The organism is Sphingobacterium sp. HJSM2_6 (assembly GCF_049316305.1).
GTDB lineage: Bacteria > Bacteroidota > Bacteroidia > Sphingobacteriales > Sphingobacteriaceae > Sphingobacterium.
This window is the reverse complement of the sequence record NZ_JBMOXB010000013.1, coordinates 103611-120904: the sequence shown is the minus strand read 5'-3', so window position 1 is coordinate 120904 and position 17294 is coordinate 103611. Positions and strand designations below refer to the sequence as shown.

The 17294-nt window shown below is 37.2% G+C and carries 15 protein-coding genes; 10 read left to right on the top strand and 5 right to left on the bottom strand.

Annotated features, from left to right (window positions below; translation table 11 throughout):
• Positions 1–2: 2 nt before the first annotated feature.
• The 3 genes from ACFRAE_RS12535 to ACFRAE_RS12525 form a co-directional block, all read right to left on the bottom strand.
• Positions 3–1085 carry a hypothetical protein gene (locus ACFRAE_RS12535; protein WP_422797505.1) on the bottom strand — a complete coding sequence of 361 codons (1083 nt, stop codon included), beginning with the start codon at positions 1083–1085 and terminating at the stop codon, positions 3–5.
• Positions 1069–1887, bottom strand: coding sequence for a hypothetical protein (locus ACFRAE_RS12530; RefSeq protein WP_422797504.1), 819 nt, complete (start codon positions 1885–1887; stop codon positions 1069–1071). Before ACFRAE_RS12530 ends, ACFRAE_RS12535 begins: the two co-directional genes overlap by 17 nt.
• A 76-nt stretch (positions 1888–1963) precedes the next feature.
• On the bottom strand, positions 1964–2539 hold the full coding sequence (locus tag ACFRAE_RS12525) for a hypothetical protein (RefSeq protein WP_422797503.1): 576 nt from the start codon (positions 2537–2539) through the stop codon (positions 1964–1966).
• A gap of 427 nt (positions 2540–2966) precedes the next feature.
• Between ACFRAE_RS12525 and ACFRAE_RS12520 the strand changes: the two genes are divergently transcribed.
• On the top strand, positions 2967–4940 hold the full coding sequence (locus tag ACFRAE_RS12520) for a 7TM diverse intracellular signaling domain-containing protein (protein ID WP_422797502.1): 1974 nt from the start codon (positions 2967–2969) through the stop codon (positions 4938–4940).
• The gene (locus ACFRAE_RS12515) at positions 4915–5520 is read left to right on the top strand and encodes a DNA-binding response regulator (RefSeq protein ID WP_422797501.1); all 606 of its coding nucleotides are present in this window, start codon (positions 4915–4917) and stop codon (positions 5518–5520) included. Before ACFRAE_RS12520 ends, ACFRAE_RS12515 begins: the two co-directional genes overlap by 26 nt.
• Positions 5521–5590: 70 nt before the next feature.
• Here ACFRAE_RS12515 and ACFRAE_RS12510 read toward each other — a convergent pair whose 3' ends face one another.
• On the bottom strand, positions 5591–6835 hold the full coding sequence (locus ACFRAE_RS12510) for a glycosyltransferase family 4 protein (RefSeq protein WP_422797500.1): 1245 nt from the start codon (positions 6833–6835) through the stop codon (positions 5591–5593).
• Between the two features lie 80 nt (positions 6836–6915).
• On the opposite strand from ACFRAE_RS12510, the gene ACFRAE_RS12505 reads away from it, so the two are divergent.
• From ACFRAE_RS12505 to ACFRAE_RS12485, 5 genes are all read left to right on the top strand, one after another.
• Positions 6916–7497: a tRNA-(ms[2]io[6]A)-hydroxylase gene (locus ACFRAE_RS12505; RefSeq protein WP_422797499.1), complete on the top strand. Its 582-nt coding sequence runs from the start codon at positions 6916–6918 to the stop codon at positions 7495–7497.
• A gap of 75 nt (positions 7498–7572) precedes the next feature.
• Entirely contained in the window at positions 7573–8610 is a 1038-nt protein-coding gene (locus ACFRAE_RS12500) for an LLM class flavin-dependent oxidoreductase (protein WP_422797498.1), read from the top strand.
• A 109-nt stretch (positions 8611–8719) separates the two neighbouring features.
• On the top strand, positions 8720–9598 hold the full coding sequence (locus tag ACFRAE_RS12495; RefSeq protein ID WP_422797497.1) for a DUF4349 domain-containing protein: 879 nt from the start codon (positions 8720–8722) through the stop codon (positions 9596–9598).
• A 101-nt stretch (positions 9599–9699) separates the two neighbouring features.
• Positions 9700–10764 carry a 23S rRNA (adenine(2503)-C(2))-methyltransferase RlmN gene (gene rlmN / locus ACFRAE_RS12490; RefSeq protein ID WP_422797496.1) on the top strand — a complete coding sequence of 355 codons (1065 nt, stop codon included), beginning with the start codon at positions 9700–9702 and terminating at the stop codon, positions 10762–10764.
• A gap of 522 nt (positions 10765–11286) precedes the next feature.
• Entirely contained in the window at positions 11287–11985 is a 699-nt protein-coding gene (locus ACFRAE_RS12485) for a ComF family protein (protein WP_422797495.1), read from the top strand.
• 118 nt (positions 11986–12103) lie between these two features.
• Here ACFRAE_RS12485 and ACFRAE_RS12480 read toward each other — a convergent pair whose 3' ends face one another.
• Entirely contained in the window at positions 12104–12490 is a 387-nt protein-coding gene (locus ACFRAE_RS12480; protein WP_422797494.1) for a VanZ family protein, read from the bottom strand.
• Between the two features lie 190 nt (positions 12491–12680).
• Here ACFRAE_RS12480 and ACFRAE_RS12475 point away from each other — a divergent pair, with 190 nt between their 5' ends.
• The 3 genes from ACFRAE_RS12475 (at position 12681) to ACFRAE_RS12465 (ending at position 17274) form a co-directional block, all read left to right on the top strand.
• Positions 12681–13022: a PadR family transcriptional regulator gene (locus ACFRAE_RS12475; protein WP_422797493.1), complete on the top strand. Its 342-nt coding sequence runs from the start codon at positions 12681–12683 to the stop codon at positions 13020–13022.
• 22 nt (positions 13023–13044) lie between these two features.
• Positions 13045–14778, top strand: a complete 1734-nt coding sequence (locus ACFRAE_RS12470; protein ID WP_422797492.1) for a PspC domain-containing protein — start codon at positions 13045–13047, stop codon at positions 14776–14778.
• 75 nt (positions 14779–14853) lie between these two features.
• A complete protein-coding gene (locus tag ACFRAE_RS12465; protein ID WP_422797491.1) occupies positions 14854–17274 on the top strand; it encodes an outer membrane beta-barrel family protein in 2421 nt (806 codons plus the stop codon).
• The last annotated feature ends 20 nt before the right edge of the window (positions 17275–17294 follow it).

Sequence of the window (17294 nt, the reverse complement as noted above, 5' to 3'; positions counted from 1 at the left end):
ATTTATTGAGGTAATAAGATATACATTAATGAAACCGAATAGGTACCCGTGGAAGCCGTATTGATTTCGTTAGCACCAAGTTTTGCCCAATAAGCGAGGGTATATTTCCGTTCTATATTTTTATTGCTGGAAGTTCCTCGCACCAGCGTTTGTTCATTATTCGCAAGGGTAATCTGGGGGTTAAAATTCCCTAGTGCGGAGGTACTTGGCACAAGCTGAATCTTTAATATAGACAAGGGTAACGTGCCTCCACTCGTTTTGTTGAACTCTGCCTCTACAGATTTCACTTTTATTTCATAGTCCGTCATGGCATGAACGCTTACCGCATCATTCAACTGCATGGAAATACCATTTCTATAATTTTCAGCATCTTGAAATTGCATAGTCACCTGTTGTGCTGCTGGCATAATCGATATCTGATAATCAGGCGCTACCCCTACCAAATGTCCATCCGTTAAATTTCGAGCAATTTGAAAATCATAATCCTTCGTAAAGCTCTTGATTAACTGTCCAGAACTATGATACAGACTGTATAAAATACTAATCTTGTAAACGATTGCTTGATAACTATCACTACTCAAAAAATCATTCAAATAGAGTCCTTCCTCGACTTGAAACTTCGATTGAATAATATTCTGAACATAATAATTCTGTGCACTTTGCAATGGCTGTTGAGCATTTTGAATCAAAAATACCTCCGCATTGGATAAGGTGAATATCCCCCTAGATGCAGCGATACCATCTAGACTAAAAGAAACATTCGACTGCCTACTAAAAGCATTGGTCAAACGCATACTAATTTTATTCGCAGGAAAATCCGTATGACTCACATTCGGACCGCCAGATACGGGAGAGATACTACCGATAACTCGTGCCGATAATGACCAATTGGAATAATTGATGTTTTGCCCATTCATGTTAAACTGAAAACTATTGAAGTCATCCGTTGTTTCCTTACCCAAATAAGATGTTAACCCGATATACGTATTGGAATACACCGAAAAATCCAATTGTGCTTGGGTTGTTTGTATCGAAACAGCAATCAATAATAAGCCGGTGATCAGTAGTTTAAGATTTAGGGTCATGATCAAATTCGAGCTCAGCAATTTTTACAGATTCTTGCTCCCCATATAAAAATATAACGGAGGCAAGGTACTTTCCTGAAACTAGACCTTGCTGAATTGGTATATATTGCTTTCGAAGATCTCCAGGTAAGCAATAGAATCCCACATCAGCACTGGTCGTTTTTTCCCCGGTTTCCTGATTCACAAACTCCGTTCTAATTTTACCTTCCATCCACACATTCCCAGAAATTTTATAATCTACTTCCAACACGTTATGAACACTATCCATTGCTTTGTAGGATAAATCCGTAATTTCTAAATCCTGTTGTATTCTACCACTAAAACGATGGTAAATTTTTATTCCAGACCGCACAGATAAACGAATATTAGCCCCTTGCTGATTAACACCTGGTCTTGGGTTCGTTTGTGTAATAAATAACATAGTCGTATGTACAGGTATAGTATCTGAAGCATTCAAATTCGAGGGCACCCGGAGGTTGACCAGGAGTCGTTTAGATTCTTTTGGTTTTAAGGAAAAAAAGGGCTCCGATACCGAAATCCAATTGGCACAGCTCGTTTCTAAGGTTCCTTTTTTAAACAATAAGTTTTCACCATATTCAGAATAAGACCAATCTTCAAAAGAAACCGCAAGTTCCAAAGGGTATTCCTTGCTTGGATTAACGACATCAATATACTGGGTTTGATCTTGCCCCGACTCGACTACAAAATAGACCCTCGGTGGACCTGCAGTTAGGCTTGTTTGTGCATGCGCCGCTAAACTGCAAAATGAAAGAAAGAGGAGAATTACACGGATTGATTTCATACCTGTGATTTACGAGAGCTAAAAAAAGCAAGGCCCAAAGGATAGGACACTTGCTTTCATATAGGTCAGGTTAAAATTAGTTGGCTGCTATAGTATAAATTACATCGACCGAATAATTTGCTTGACTATTACTAGCAAATAATTTCCCCAACATAGTTTGAGATGTGATTGCCTTACCGATATATTTTACGGCCAAGCTGCGGTCGATGATTGAACTTACTGGAGTTGCACCATCAAAACGATAATTTAATGGGGTTCCATTACCAGAAAGATTATCCACTTTAATGTCCAAGATATCGGCAATGTTTATAGGCTCTGTACCTGCATTTGTACCAGGAATGAAAGTCGTTGTTGCATTTCCACTTGATTTAAAAGTTGCGGAAATATTGAATCCTGAACCAACGGAAGAAACTAACAATTGATTTAATACTGTCTGCTCCACTCCATTTCTATAATCTTCAGCATTCGAATATCTTAGCGTAACTTGATCCCCGTAATTTCCATTTGGGGTAGCTCCAGATCCAATCGTGATGGACTGAAAGGGATTTAATTCCAAATTAACTTTTACTTTTACTTCGTTGTTTACATTTTGTGCATGCGCATAAACTAATGTAGCTATCCCTACAACTAACGTTAATACTAGTTTTTTCATTTTTTTATTTTTTGATCTTAGTTTGGTTAAAAAATCTTGGTTTGTTATGATTCATTAAACGATTACATTAAGCGCATCCGTGATTTAAAATGTCACTTTTGCTTCGGTATTATGTTAAAGGTTATTATGAATTTTCTCGAATGCGGAATACAAACCATGGCTCGCTCTTCAATTAATTATAATTTACTTTAAAAAACTACTTCAACAATTTAGCGTAGCATAAATTCATTTTAGATACAATAATTTAATATTAGCTAATTAAATAATCGACAGCTTCGAATAATTGTTGTAACATAAACTCTACGACAAAATTATATTTCCAAGCATTTCAAAAAAAGAGACCCCAGGGTTCTATTTCATCAAAAAGGGAGAAAAACAGGGTTTAAGATGTAAAATCAGCTTAAAATAGTGCATTTTTGTTTAGTTTATGAAAAGCAGGATTCTTAACGTATTTCTTCTAATAGTTTACTTTAGCATTGGGCATGTTCTTTTGGCTAAGGAGTTGCCTTTGGGCAATAGTCAACTGGAAAGCTTGAAGTTAGCTCCTTACATGAGTTTACTTAAAGAAGAACTCGCTGGAGAAAATCCAATCTTTTACTTTGAAAACGCGGAATTATTTTCTACGCAAGAATTAACCGATCATTTACCTTCCGATCAAATTTATTGGTTGCGCAGCGAGATAAAAACGGCTAAAGATTTAAAATTCAGATTCTATGCGATCCAATTTCAATTTTTAACCAATGTTGACCTCTACATTTATAAAAACGATAAACTTATTGCCCATAAAAAAGCAGGAGCATTTGTAGAGCTAAATGAAATAGACCCATTAGATAGTCGGTTTCAATTTAATTTCGAATTAGACCCTAACTCCAATTATACCTTGCTTTTCAGAGTACATCATAAAAAAGAGTTTAGCCCGATCTTAAACTTTGTGATAGAGAATGTACATTACAATAGTCAATTGCATGAACCCAAAGGATTACTAAATGCATTTTTATTTGGTGCGGTTGTCATACTCATGGTCTATATCGCCTTATCTTGGTTGGTTACCCGATACCGCTCTTACATATGGATTTTTATCTTTCTGCTTTCCATAGAGTTCTATGTATTGACCTTACAGCATGAATTTACCGATATCCTCTTCGGCAATAATCCAAAACTAGCTTGGGCACTCGGCCTAGTCTTTTTACGTATGGGAACAATCAGTTTCTATTTCTTCATGTTTGAATTTCTTCAACTCAAAAAAATTAGCAAAAGGCTTTACAATATCGCTTGCCTCATCATCGTCATTGTGGGTATATTGATGTTTGTTTCCTTTATTGACAGTTACTATATTTCTAAATATTACCAAATCGGCAATTTCAATTATGCTATGGGTTTGGTCAATACGGCTTTTCTCATTATCACCTTTTCCCTAATCTGGAAAAAAATAGATGCTGCACAAAAACTATTAGTCTTAGGAATTCTCTGGTTTGCCATCGGTCTCTTTGTTTTAATAATTGGCGTGTTCTTAATTCAAGAAAATATGCTCGCTCTTGTGCCAGCTGTGGCACAGATTACGATAATATTGATCTGTGTAGGCTTTTTAGTCGGCATTCGCCTTCGATTAAAAAAGATGGAGGAGGAACGCATTGTATTACTCGAAGAAAATAACAGGATTCAAAAAATCCATACCCTAGAGATTGAAAACAAAGTCATAGAACGTACCTCGGAACTCATGGAGGTAAATCGCGAACTCCAATTAAAACAAGAAGAGCTGCTCGAGAAAAACGACTATATTGGCACCTTGATCGATGAAATTAACCATCGTGTCAAAAACAATTTACAACTACTATATGGCTTAAGCAGTCTACAACCAATAGGTAAGGATCAAAAATTGCATCCAGAACCTGCTGCTATTAAGGAAATGCGCGGTAGAATAAAGGCGATGATGTTGGTCAACCACCTTTTGACGAGCAATAAGGGAGAAGCCTTACAGCTTATGGATCTCATCAGCGAAAGCACGACCTATCTTCAGCAGCTATATGATCCACGTTTTAAGGTCAACATCCGGTTGGAGTTGCCTAGTAAGTGCTGGATTCCTGCGAAAATATCACTGCCTTTAAGTTTGATCTTTACCGAAATCATGACCAACTCTTTTAAATATGCATTTCCAGAATCCTTTGAGGAAAAGCCAAAGATTACTATTAAATGCACTGAAAATGAAGGGATCTTAAATTTTCAATTCAAAGATAATGGCGTCGGAACAGAACAAGTGAGCAATGGTCACTCCATCGGACTTTCACTCATTACGGACCTATGTAGGCAAATCAAAGGAAAACTTTCTATACAGACCAAAGGAGGTTTTCAATATGACATTCAATTCCCAATAAAACATGGATATTCGAGTACTAATTATTGAAGATGAAATGATCATCGCTCGGTTTATTGAGCAAATTTTACAAAACTTATATGAGGATTTAAACATTCATATCGCACTTTCTGTGGAAGAGGTAGAAAGCATATTTTCCGAGTTTAAACCTCAATTGGTTTTGTGTGATATCGAGCTTCATGATGTAAAAGATGGCATTGAGCTTATGGAAGCCTATAAAAAGAATCATGCCTTTGAATTAATATTCATTACCTCCTACCAATCTATGAATGTGATGAATCGAGCATTCACCGTTCATCCAGAAAATTACATCATCAAACCCCTAGATGAAAGCAGAATTTATGCAGGTTGCAATGCCAGCATGCAACGTTTGTTAAAAGCAATCAATAAGGATTTTTGTGCGCATTCTTTAGAAGGTTTAACGTCCTCAGAAATTGAAATTCTAGGATTAATTGTTCAGAGATTAACCACCAAACAAATTGCCGATAAACTTTTTTTGAGTCCTTATACCGTCAAAAATAGCAGGCACCGCATTTGTCGCAAACTCAATTTAGCGGAAGAAAACAATGCGCTACTTGCCTGGGCACTAAACAATCAACATCTTTTGTAGCATAGAGGCATTAGGTAGGAGATTTCAGACTTCCTGTGGCTTGACTGAAAAACCTATCCCTAACCCACACCTATCCCCTCGCATCATCATTAGATTTATTTTTCTCCTCAATCCATTGAGACATATATTTTGTGGCTAAGAATTGATTGGACCACAATATTTGGCCAGTAAAATTTAGATTTCGATGGGCTCCCAATTCCTGCCTTACAGCATCCAATTGATCGATAAACGCGCTACCCCAATCGTCATGAAGAAGGTCCATTAATAGCTTCTTCCCTAGGGTGACCTGCTCATTCCAAACGACAGGTTCTAGGTAAAGCTCGCAGGCTTTTTCGACAATCTCCTCCTCATTTTCCACAATAAACCCTTGCCATTCGGCCCGATTATTTAGCATTCCTTCAGCACCTATTTTGCTCGTTACAGAAGGTGTTTGTGCATACAGGGCATCAATAAACTTCCCCTTCAATCCAGCGCCAAAAGGAATCGGCGCCAATAATACCCTATATTTGGATAAAGTTTCCACCGCATGTTCTGCGCGACCCTTAATTATAAATCCTTCATTCGGTTTATTCAGCTCCCAAACTTTCTGACTTGGATAGGCTCCATAAATATGTACTTCTGCCTTCGGAATCTGTTGCCTAATCTTAGGCCAAAGGCGCTTAATTTCTAATACTGTGCGCCAATTAGGCTCATGCAAGAAGTTACCTATAAAGACAAAATCCTTTCTATCTTCAAAATCTAGAAAATTCGAATATAAATTATCCTTTGACACATGAAAACTCAATAAGGTTAAAATATGCGCTGGAATATGAAACTGCTTAGTTAGTATTTCCCATTCTACTTGAGAAATTATGAGCGAGAGATCTGAACGATAAATGGCTGCCAGTTCACGCTTTGCCATAGCTGAATAATACAACTCATCCTTCCATGGTCCTTGCTTTTTAAAGGCTTCCTGTCTTGCCTGCCTAACAAAATGCAGGTCTTCTGTATCTAAAACTCGGATCGCATTCGGACAAACTTGAGCCACTCGCCAACTGTATTGCTCTTCAATCATAAAACGATCAAACAGCACGACTTCTGGCATCAAATCTTCCAGATACGAATCAAAAGAACTATCGTTTAATTGAATTTGTACTTCTTGGATTCCCATCCCTTGCAAATCAACTGAGTAAGCCGATTTACTAGCTGCAGAAGCAAATGAAATGAGGTAGCCCTCCTCTTTAAAAAGAGCAAGGAGTTGCAACATACGCCAGCCAGCAGCTGATGAGCTTGGCTCTGGCCAAACTAAACCTATCACAAGTAAATGCTTTCCCATGCTACAAAAGTGCACAATTTAACTATATTCCATCACATGCTTTTGATTTGTTACCTTTGTATAAAATTCATTGATTAACTATGTTAGGTTTAAAATTATTAACAGATCCCCGTTGGGCAAATATTGCAGAATCAAATTTAGAAGAGATTTTAACAGACCATGCTTGGTGTGAACAAAAAGCAGCATCTAATGCGATTTCGTTGATTACTCAAAATTCAGAACATGAAGATTTAGTACATGAACTTACTGCCATAGCCATTGAGGAAATGGAACATTTTAAAATGGTCATTGATATTATTCAACAACGTGGATATACTCTTGGACGTGAGCGAAAGGATGACTATGTAGGCCAATTAATGAAATTTTCCAAAAAAGACGGCTCTAGAAACCAAGCATTTATTGATCGTCTATTATTTGCCGCGATGATCGAAGCGAGAAGTTGTGAACGATTTCGTGTTCTTTCGCAAAATATAAAAGACGACACATTGGCTCAATTTTATCATGATCTCATGGTATCAGAAGCCAATCATTATACAACCTTCCTAAACTTCGCTCGTAAATTTGCACAAGATGTGGATGTGGACAAACGATGGAAAGAATGGTTAGCCTTCGAGGGAGAACTTATTCAGTCCTATGGAAATAAAGAATATATTCACGGATAAGGACATTCTTATCATACATCAATAAATGAGTAATTCTTCCAACTTACCTTTGTGCTAAATAAAAAAGGAAATATTATGATGGAATTAGGTATAGGAATGTTTGGAGATTTACAAATTGATCCTCAAACTGGTAAAATTCAATCCAATCAACAACGCATCCAAGAGATCATCGAAGAGATTAAATTGATGGATGAAGTTGGGGTTGATTTCTTTGGAATGGGCGAGCATCATCGCGAAGATTATGCGGTTGCATCCCCAGAAATTATCTTAGCCGCTGCTGCAACAGTAACCAAACGTATTAAATTAGGAAGTGCTGTTTCTGTATTGAGTTCAGCAGATCCCGTAAAACTATATCAAGATTTCGCTACGGTAGATTTGTTGTCCAATGGTCGTGCAGAAATCATGGCTGGACGTGGTTCATTTATTGAATCATTCCCATTATTTGGCTACGATTTAAAAGATTATAGCACTTTGTTTGAAGAAAAATTAGATTTATTAATCCGATTAAATACGGCAACCACTGTTAACTGGACAGGAAAACACCGGGCTAGTTTAATCAATCAAAACATATATCCTCGCCCTGAATCGGGCAGCATGCCTATTTGGATTGCGGTAGGTGGTACCACAGAATCCGTTATACGTGCAGGAAAATTGGGTCTTCCAGTGATGTTTGCTATTATCGGTGGATCCCCAATAAACTTTAAACCTTTGTTTGAAGTATATGAGCAAGCCTATACCGATCATGGGCACGATTTGAGTAAATTTCAAGTGGGTGTACACATGCATTCCTTCTTTGGTCAGAATAGCAAAGAAATTGCAGATTGGTATTATCCATTTTACTCCAACCAAATGAATCGTATTGGAGCATCAAGAGGATGGCCTCCATACCAACGCACACAATATGATTATGGCCAATCTAGACATGGGCATTTAGTCATTGGGGATGTCAATGAATCGGTAGACAAAATCTTGCAAATACAAGAAACATTTGGTTTAACCCGTTTCTCCGCTCATATGGACGTTGGAAGTCCTGACCACAGCAAAATGATGAAAGCCATCGAGCTTTATGGCAATGAAATCATTCCACAAGTGAAAAAAGCATTACAAAAATAAAAAAGGGACTTAAGTCCCTTTTTTATTGCACTAAATTTCCAAAAACAAAAGTAGTCCAACCCTTATGGAATTATTAAGATTCAAGCATCATGCAATAAATTGATATCATATGAAAAGAAGATCCATCCTTTATGCTTTATTACTTTTGTCGTTAGTTTCTTGCAGTTCATCAAATACCTCCAAAGACTCCAACGCTTTATCAGCAGAACAAGCTGCCGATGCAGCATCTCCAGTTCATCTGAATGACTATTCGGAATCATCGGCGCAAGAGACCAAAACTGCGGCTCAGGAAGCCCCACAACCACAACAGAACCCATTAAAAATTATTAAACAAGGGAACTTATCCATCGAGTCTAAAGACATCAAAAAAAGTAAGCATGCCCTCGACAAAACCGTTCAAGAATATCAAGCCTATTATCAGGAAGAGTCTTCTAGTAATCATGAAGGCTTTACCTCTTATCAGCTGACGATCAGAATTCCGTCCAATAAATTTGAACCATTTATTAAGCAACTCGAACAATGGACTGACAAACTCACCGAAAAAAGTATTCGAGCAGAAGATGTTTCTATTCAATATTACGATGTGGAATCCCGACTAGCGAGTAAACGCGCATACTTGACGCGCTATCAGCAAATGGTTAAGGATGCCAAATCTGTAAAAGATTTGCTAGAAATCCAGGAACAAATCAGAACCCTTCAAGAAGAAATTGATAGCAACGAAGGGGTCTTAAAAAATTTAAGTGGACAAGTAAACTACAGTACACTAAGCATCAATTTATTTGAATACCAATCAAATGATCGTATGGGAAGCAATCCATTTTGGGTTCGAGCCAAGGAATCCATTGGCTTAGGCTGGACCATGGTAGAGCATATTTGCTTAGTACTTATTGGCCTATGGCCAGCATGGATCATGCTTGGTTTAGGAATCTATCTTGTCAAAAAAATTAGAACGTTTAGAAGAAAACGAAACTCGAAAGAGCGTAACTAAGTAGGTTTTACTTCCTCCCATTTGGCCCTTCGAGATCCGTTTTCGAAGGGCCTTTTTTCAAAACTAATGGAAGCTAATTTTTTTTGCTGTATCTTTGCCCTGTGGAAAAAGCAATAAAATTGGTCGATATCAGGAGTTTGAGTTTAGCTCAATTGAAAGATGCATTGGTTGAAATGGGTGAGCAAGGATTTCGTGCTAAACAAATTTTCGAATGGTTGTGGCAGAAATCTTGTACGAGTTTTGATGAAATGAGCAACTTGAGTAAACCCCTTAGAGATACATTAAAAGCTCGTTTCACGATCAATGCGGTCCAAGTTAGGCAATCCCAAATCAGTAATGATAAAACTATAAAAAGCAGCTTTACCTTATATGATGGAAATGTGATTGAGGGGGTATTAATTCCTGCCGATGATCGCATGACTGCCTGTGTGAGTTCTCAAGTTGGCTGTAGTTTGACTTGTAAATTTTGTGCAACGGGATATATGGATCGTAAACGCAATTTAAATGCGGATGAAATTTATGATCAAGTGGTCTTAATTGCCAAGCAAGCAGAAGAAAAATATGGCCATCCCCTCACCAATATTGTCTATATGGGTATGGGTGAGCCCTTATTGAACTACAGTAATATGATGAAATCGGTAGAACGTATTACGGCAGCTGACGGTCTAAACATGGCAGCAAAACGTATTACGGTTTCCACTGCAGGTATTGCAAAAATGATCAAAAAATTAGGCGATGATGAAGTTCGTTTTAACCTAGCCTTATCTTTGCATGCGGCCAATGATAAAAAACGCAATGAAATCATGCCCATCAATGAGCAGAATACGCTATCTGCTTTAGCCGATGCTCTAAAATATTTTTATGCCAAAACTAAAAGTCCGATTACCTTTGAATATATCGTCTTCCATAATTTTAATGATGAGCTAGAAGATGCCAAGGAATTAGCCAAGTTCTGTAAACATGTTCCTTGTAAAGTAAATATCATCGAATACAACCCCATTTCCTTAGCGGATTTTATTAATGCAGACGCCGATAAAATCGAACAATTTGCAGAATACCTTCGTAAACAAGGAATAATTACCAATGTTCGTCGTAGTCGTGGTAAAGATATTGATGCCGCTTGTGGACAATTAGCAATTAAAGAGGAAGAAAGCAGCAGTCTTTAATTTTCATTCTACATTTTTATCGCCAGCTAAGAGCCTGATGAACAGACAACTGCGAATCAAGGGCTTCGAATAGCTTGCTATCCCAACAGCTGCTTTAAGTGGATTGAATAATCCGTACCTGTTTATCTGATCCTCGTTAAAAAATACCCGCTCAAAAAATAGCCCTTCATTCCATTTGATATTAAATATCGAGTGCTAAGTCTCTTCCAACTTCACTGGATTTAACACGGATCTTGTTCGGATTTCTTCGAAACATTTCCAAATGAAATCCGAACAAGATCCAAAGAAGATCCAAATCAATGGCTTTGGAAACTAAAGCGCAGGAATTAAATTCCGTTGAATAAATCCTCCTAAACTATCCTTCAAATTATTAAGCAGCAAGTCAGCCTATCCTACGTTTAAACCGCTGAACCATCCTTGGCAAATTACGTAGAAATACAGCCGCTATTTTAACTATTTAATAACAGGATCGCAGGTTCTAGGACATAGACATTTACTTAATTAGGGTACAAATCATTTGGCATGTACTGGATCAGCCTTTTATGGAAAAATATACCGCAATTGATTTATCCCGCATTGTGTATGGGTTGCGGACAAATTCTTTTTCAGCAGGAAGAAATGATCTGCTTATCCTGCATTTATCATCTTCCATTTACAGATCATTTGAAAAATTCCAACAATGAGCTTTGTCAACAATTAAAAGGAAAAGTAGCATTTCAATATGCGGCAGCATGGTTGACTTTAGTTCCCTCGGGCCGGGTAGAACAAATGATTTACCAATTAAAATATAACAATAAGCCAGCAGTAGGTTTATTTTTAGGGCGCCAGTTTGCGAAACATATGCTAGAGGCTGCTCAATTTCAAGACTGTGATTATATTGTTCCCATTCCCTTACACCGGCGCAGAAAATCAACACGAGGGTATAACCAAAGTGAGTGCATAGCTAGAGGAATTTCCGAAATACTGCTTATTCCGGTATTAAGCAATCTATTGGTTCGAAATACCCATACCATCACCCAGACGAATTTATCGAGAATGGAAAGGCTAGAAAATGTTGGCGGTATTTTTTCATGTAAGCCACTTCCAGATGCTGTGGGTAAACATTTCTTAGTATTGGATGATGTTTTAACCACCGGAGCTACCATATGTTCAGCTGCGGAAAAAATATTGGAATCTTTTCCAGCAGCAAAGGTTTCTATTGCTGCGATTGCAAGGGCTTAACGTTTCACTTTTCCATTATGCACAGATGGGCAATCACAGTTGCCCGCAAATATAGCGCAAGAATTTGTACTGAACAGTAACAGCACTGCAAGAAACAGGTAAACTATTTTGTTTTTTTTCATTTGTATACCGCTCTTCTATTATAAAGTAAAAGATAACTGAATAAAGCCATACCTATCCCCACATAATCCGCGAAAATATCCCACCAATCCCCTTGCCTATCATTGGTAAAATACATTTGAGCGGCCTCGGTAAGAAAAGCAAAAACAGAAGATATGATAAGTGCTACGAAAAAAGTCTTGGCTTTAGTCGCTCTTCTTTTCGTATCGATGACACGTCCAAAAAGAATCAAGGTGGTCAATAGGTAAAAGCATCCGGTATGGACTAACTTGTCAAATCCCTCAAAAAAATTTCCAGAAGGTAAATCTGAAGGCGGTATTAGTAACAGTACCAACATGGCGATGGCCCACAACATGGCCCAAGCATAATTTATTATCCAATTCATCTTCAATAAAAATCGGATTAATATCTTGAAATAAAAAGCTTTTAGTCTTTTATTTCAAGATATAAAATAATAAATATATTTGTGTAATAATTTTATTCTACTGTATATCAATGAGTTAAAATAAAACTTAAAAAAAATATAGTACTATGTATTGCAAAGTACCATCCAAAGGATATATCTTTGTATTATCATGTTAGCAGAAAACACACAAACCCAAATGAGGAAAGGAATACTGGAATACTGTATTCTGTCTATAATTTCTCGGGGAGAAATATATGCCTCAGATATCATTAGCGAGCTGAAACAAGCGGAGCTATTGGTCGTGGAAGGAACGCTATATCCCTTGCTTACTAGGCTAAAAAACAATGGGCTATTAAGCTATAGTTGGCAAGAATCGACTTCAGGGCCTCCACGCAAATATTATCAAATCACTCCTGAAGGAACAGAGGTATTACAGAAATTGGATATTACCTGGAAGGAGTTAGAATTTGCAGTGAAAATATCAATTGGTAACAGAGAAAACAACATTTAACTAAACTATTAACTACAATAAAATGAACAAGACCATAATCATCAATATCAATAGCATTGTCTTCCATATAGAAGAAGATGCCTATGAAACACTTCGGTCTTATATGATTGAGATCAAGCGACATTTTGGAAAATCTGAAGATAGCAAGGAAATTCTTGAGGACATCGAGAATAGAATTGCAGAGATGTTTTCAGACCGTATCAAAACGGGTCGTAAAGAAGTGATCAACATGACCGATGTGAATGAGGTGATTGGACAGATGGGGCGCGTAAGTGATTTTGAAACCGAAATCGCAGAAGAGGAAAAAGTAGAACGACAAGACTTCTCATTCAACAACGAGGAAGAACCTGCAATGCCAGAAGACAAAACAGAAGAGCCTAAACAAACGGAGCCGAATTTTACACAGTTACATACCACCAAGAAATTAATGCGTGATATGGATGACCGTGTTATTGGAGGGGTATGTAGTGGTTTAGGGGTATATTTTGGGATAGATTCTAAATGGATAAGAGTCATCTTTATTTTATTCTTTTTGTTTGGCGGATCTGGGGTTTTATTATATGTGGTATTATGGGCAGTCATGCCTAAAGCATTAACACGTACCGATAAAATGGCGATGCGTGGAGAAGAAGCAAACTTGCAAAATTTCAAAAAATCGTTCGATGAAGAGATGAAAGGTATTCAGGACAATTTTTCTGAAGCTGGTGAACGCATCCACAGGAGTGCCGGTTCAATAGGCAATCTATTCTCCCGTATAGTTTCCATTTTCGGAAAAATACTGGCCTTCAGCATGTTGATCTTTGCTGGATTAAGTGTTATTGGAATATTTATCTTCTTTGTATTTAATGTATTAAACATTATGGGATACCGCAATGACATGGTATTTCCACCATTGGAATACTTAGATGCATCGCATGCTTTTTTTGCTATTCTTGCAGGTTCCTTGGCCGTGGGAATTCCATTTTTAGCTTTATTCTTTATGATGCTTAGAATCATTTTGAAATCGAAGCCAATGAATAATTACGCGACTTTAACCTTGTTTGCTATTTGGATCGTATCGATCATTATGGTGCTGTATTTTGTGGTCGTGACGAATCAGGAATTTATCGAAGAAAGTACCATAAGTATTGAAAAACCATTGGATAAAAAAGATTTGTATTTATTGAGTGAGCATGACGTGCGTGTCATTAGAGCTTCGGATGAAGATTTAAATAATACAAATTTTAATATCAGTAAGGAAAAAGAACGATTAGGCGATTATTTCAGAAGCGATATAGGCGTTCGGTTTGAACCCATTGACTCACTGAAAGCACCTTACATGCAATACAACTATCATGCAAAAGGTAAAAATTACCGTGATGCGTCCACAAGAGCTTCTAAAATAGCCTATCAGGTTAAGCAAACTGGAGAAAAAATTGTATTTGACAGTCACTTTTCGATCTCAGAAAATCAACTTATCCGCGATCAAGGTGTCAATATGATTTTGTTTTTACCGGTAGGCACTAAAATAAAAGTAGAGCATAATTTGGACAATAAACTTCGTGTGGATTGGGAGAATCTATGCCAAGGTAACCAAGAGAGCCCAAGCTCGGAATGGATCATGACCAATCAAGGCTTGAAATGTATCAAAAAATTGGAAGAAGACGCTATCAATGCTGCAGAAAAGGCTAAAGAAAAAAAAGAAGAGAAAAAAAATAATGTTGATGTAACTATTGAAGGAGAAGAGACGACTAATAATAATGATGAAGCTGTTTAATTGGCTATCTATTCTTAGATGGCGCTTAAAGTAAACATCAGAACATATACATTATTATTAGAATAGATACTCAACATGACAAGGACAATAACGTTAATGGTCATCTTCATGATTAGCATGGTTGTGAAAACCATAGCAAGTACGCAAGACGCAGATGTAACCGGAAAGGTAGTTAACACCAATCAAGAACCAATAGTCGGTGCATCCGTTTATTTAATGACTTCATCTAGTCATATTTTAATTAAAACGGCTGTTACAGATACGCAGGGAAAATACAGCATCCTTAAAGCGCCAAAAGGAAATTATTACATACAAGTAAGCTCTGTTGGTTACGCCAACATCCAATCGGATCCTTTTGATTTAGACGATCAACTGGTGCAGGTTCCTGATCTTATTTTAAGTGCGAAAAGCCAAGAAATCGAAGCCGTAACAGTGACAGGCCAAGTTCCTTTAGTTCAAAATGTAAATGGTAAACTCATATTAAATGTAGAAAACTCTACCGTTGCTGCTGGAAATAATGCTTTAGAAATTGTCAAGAGGGCGCCAGGAGTCAGTGTAGATAAAGATGAAAACCTACAATTGATGGGTCGATCCGGAGTAAATGTTACTATAGACGGAAGACAAACATTCATGACAGGAGAACAGTTGAGTAATTTTCTAAAAACAACCGACGGCAGCCAAATAAAAAGTATCGAAGTCAGCACAAGCCGATCAGCAAAAGACGATGCAGAAGGTGCCGTTGGAACGATTAACATCGTTATGAAAAAAGTCAAATTAGAAGGCTTCAATGGATCTTTTATAGCGAGTGGCGGCTCCGGTAAACATCTTCAAGGAAATTCATCGTTCAACCTTAATTACAAAAAAAATAACAGTACTGTTTTTGGTTCATATTCCTATGCAAATAATAAAAAGCAATTTGATTTATTATTAGATAGAACCATTAGTAATGGAAATCAAACCACGGTGTTCGATCAGGATGCTTATTTAATTGAGCATGAAAAAAATCATAATTACCGATTTGGTATAGAACAAAAAACATCGGCTAAAAACACCATGTTGTTACAATTTACAGGTAATAACAGTATTGAAGATGGAAATAATCGCAGTCAGTCGAATATTGGTCCGCGCATAGGTGAAGCAGACACCATTTTATTATCCAACACCTTAAGCCAGGTCCGTTTCAATCGCTATTCAACCAATTTCAACAATGAGCTCTTGTTAGATACGGTAGGCAGTAAACTTATTTTAGATTTGGATTGGAGTAAGTTTAAAACCAACAATGAAGCTAATTATAGGTACAGAACAGAAAATCTAACTGGGGGATTATTTTATCCGGAAGAACGCGAACGCAATATTATGCCTGTAGGCATAGCTATCTACGTGGCGAAATTAGATTGGCAACAACAATTAAAGAAAGGTAAATTAGAAACAGGGCTTAAATATAGCAATGTAAAATCTGACAACAATTTACAATTTGATTCCTTGAATTCAAGTGGCAATTGGGTTGATTTTAGCAGTCGCTCCAATCATTTTATTTACACGGAGCAAATCGCTGCTGCCTATGCCGATTATAGCATTACGTATGGTAAATGGTCGCTAAAAGCAGGAGTTCGTGCAGAATACACTTTTTCAGATGGGAATTCCATCAGCAAAAATAACCAGGTGAAACGGAACTATTTAGATTGGTTCCCTTCGGCAAACATTACGTATTTGGCCAGTGAGAACCATGTGTTCAACCTAGCCTATAGCCGAAAAATAAGTCGCCCAAACTACCGTTATTTAAACCCATTCCGGTATTACATTGATAAGTTTACTTTTCAAGAAGGAAATCCTTACCTAAAACCGGAATATACGAATGGCATCACGTTAAATTATACCTTGATGCAGATGTTCAATATCACCTTAGGTACAGACCTCACTACCGATGCTATGGTTGAAAGTATGGGGCAGGATTCTATAACCAATGAAGGTTGGATTGTGCGCGATAACCTAGGCAAGTCTATGACTAGTTATTTAAATCTGAATATTCCATACCAAATTGGAAAAGTATGGACGATGAACAACAATGTCACAGGAATTTACATGCACTTTAAAGGGCCAATAGCCGGCTATCAAGCAGATTTAGGATCTTTCTTTGTACAGGGAACCAGCAACCACAATTTTAAACTGAGCAAACAATTAAGTTCAGAATTGATCTTTAAAGGCAATACACCTTTTCTATACAATGTGTATAAGATCCATGCCAGTTGGGGAATTGATCTAGGAGTAAACTATAACTTTAAAGACAACCGCAGCTCTTTAAAACTTGCTGCTACAGATATTTTTCGCACCAATTTAAATAGAGTAAGTACAGATTTTCATGTATTTAACACCAACATTAATCAGTACAATGATAATCGAACGATTCGGTTGACTTATAGTTTCAAGTTTGGAAATTTAAAACAACAATTTCGTAAGAAGGAATCCGGAAATGAGGAATCCGAGCGAGCGAATTAAGAGAATATTTGTTTCAATGT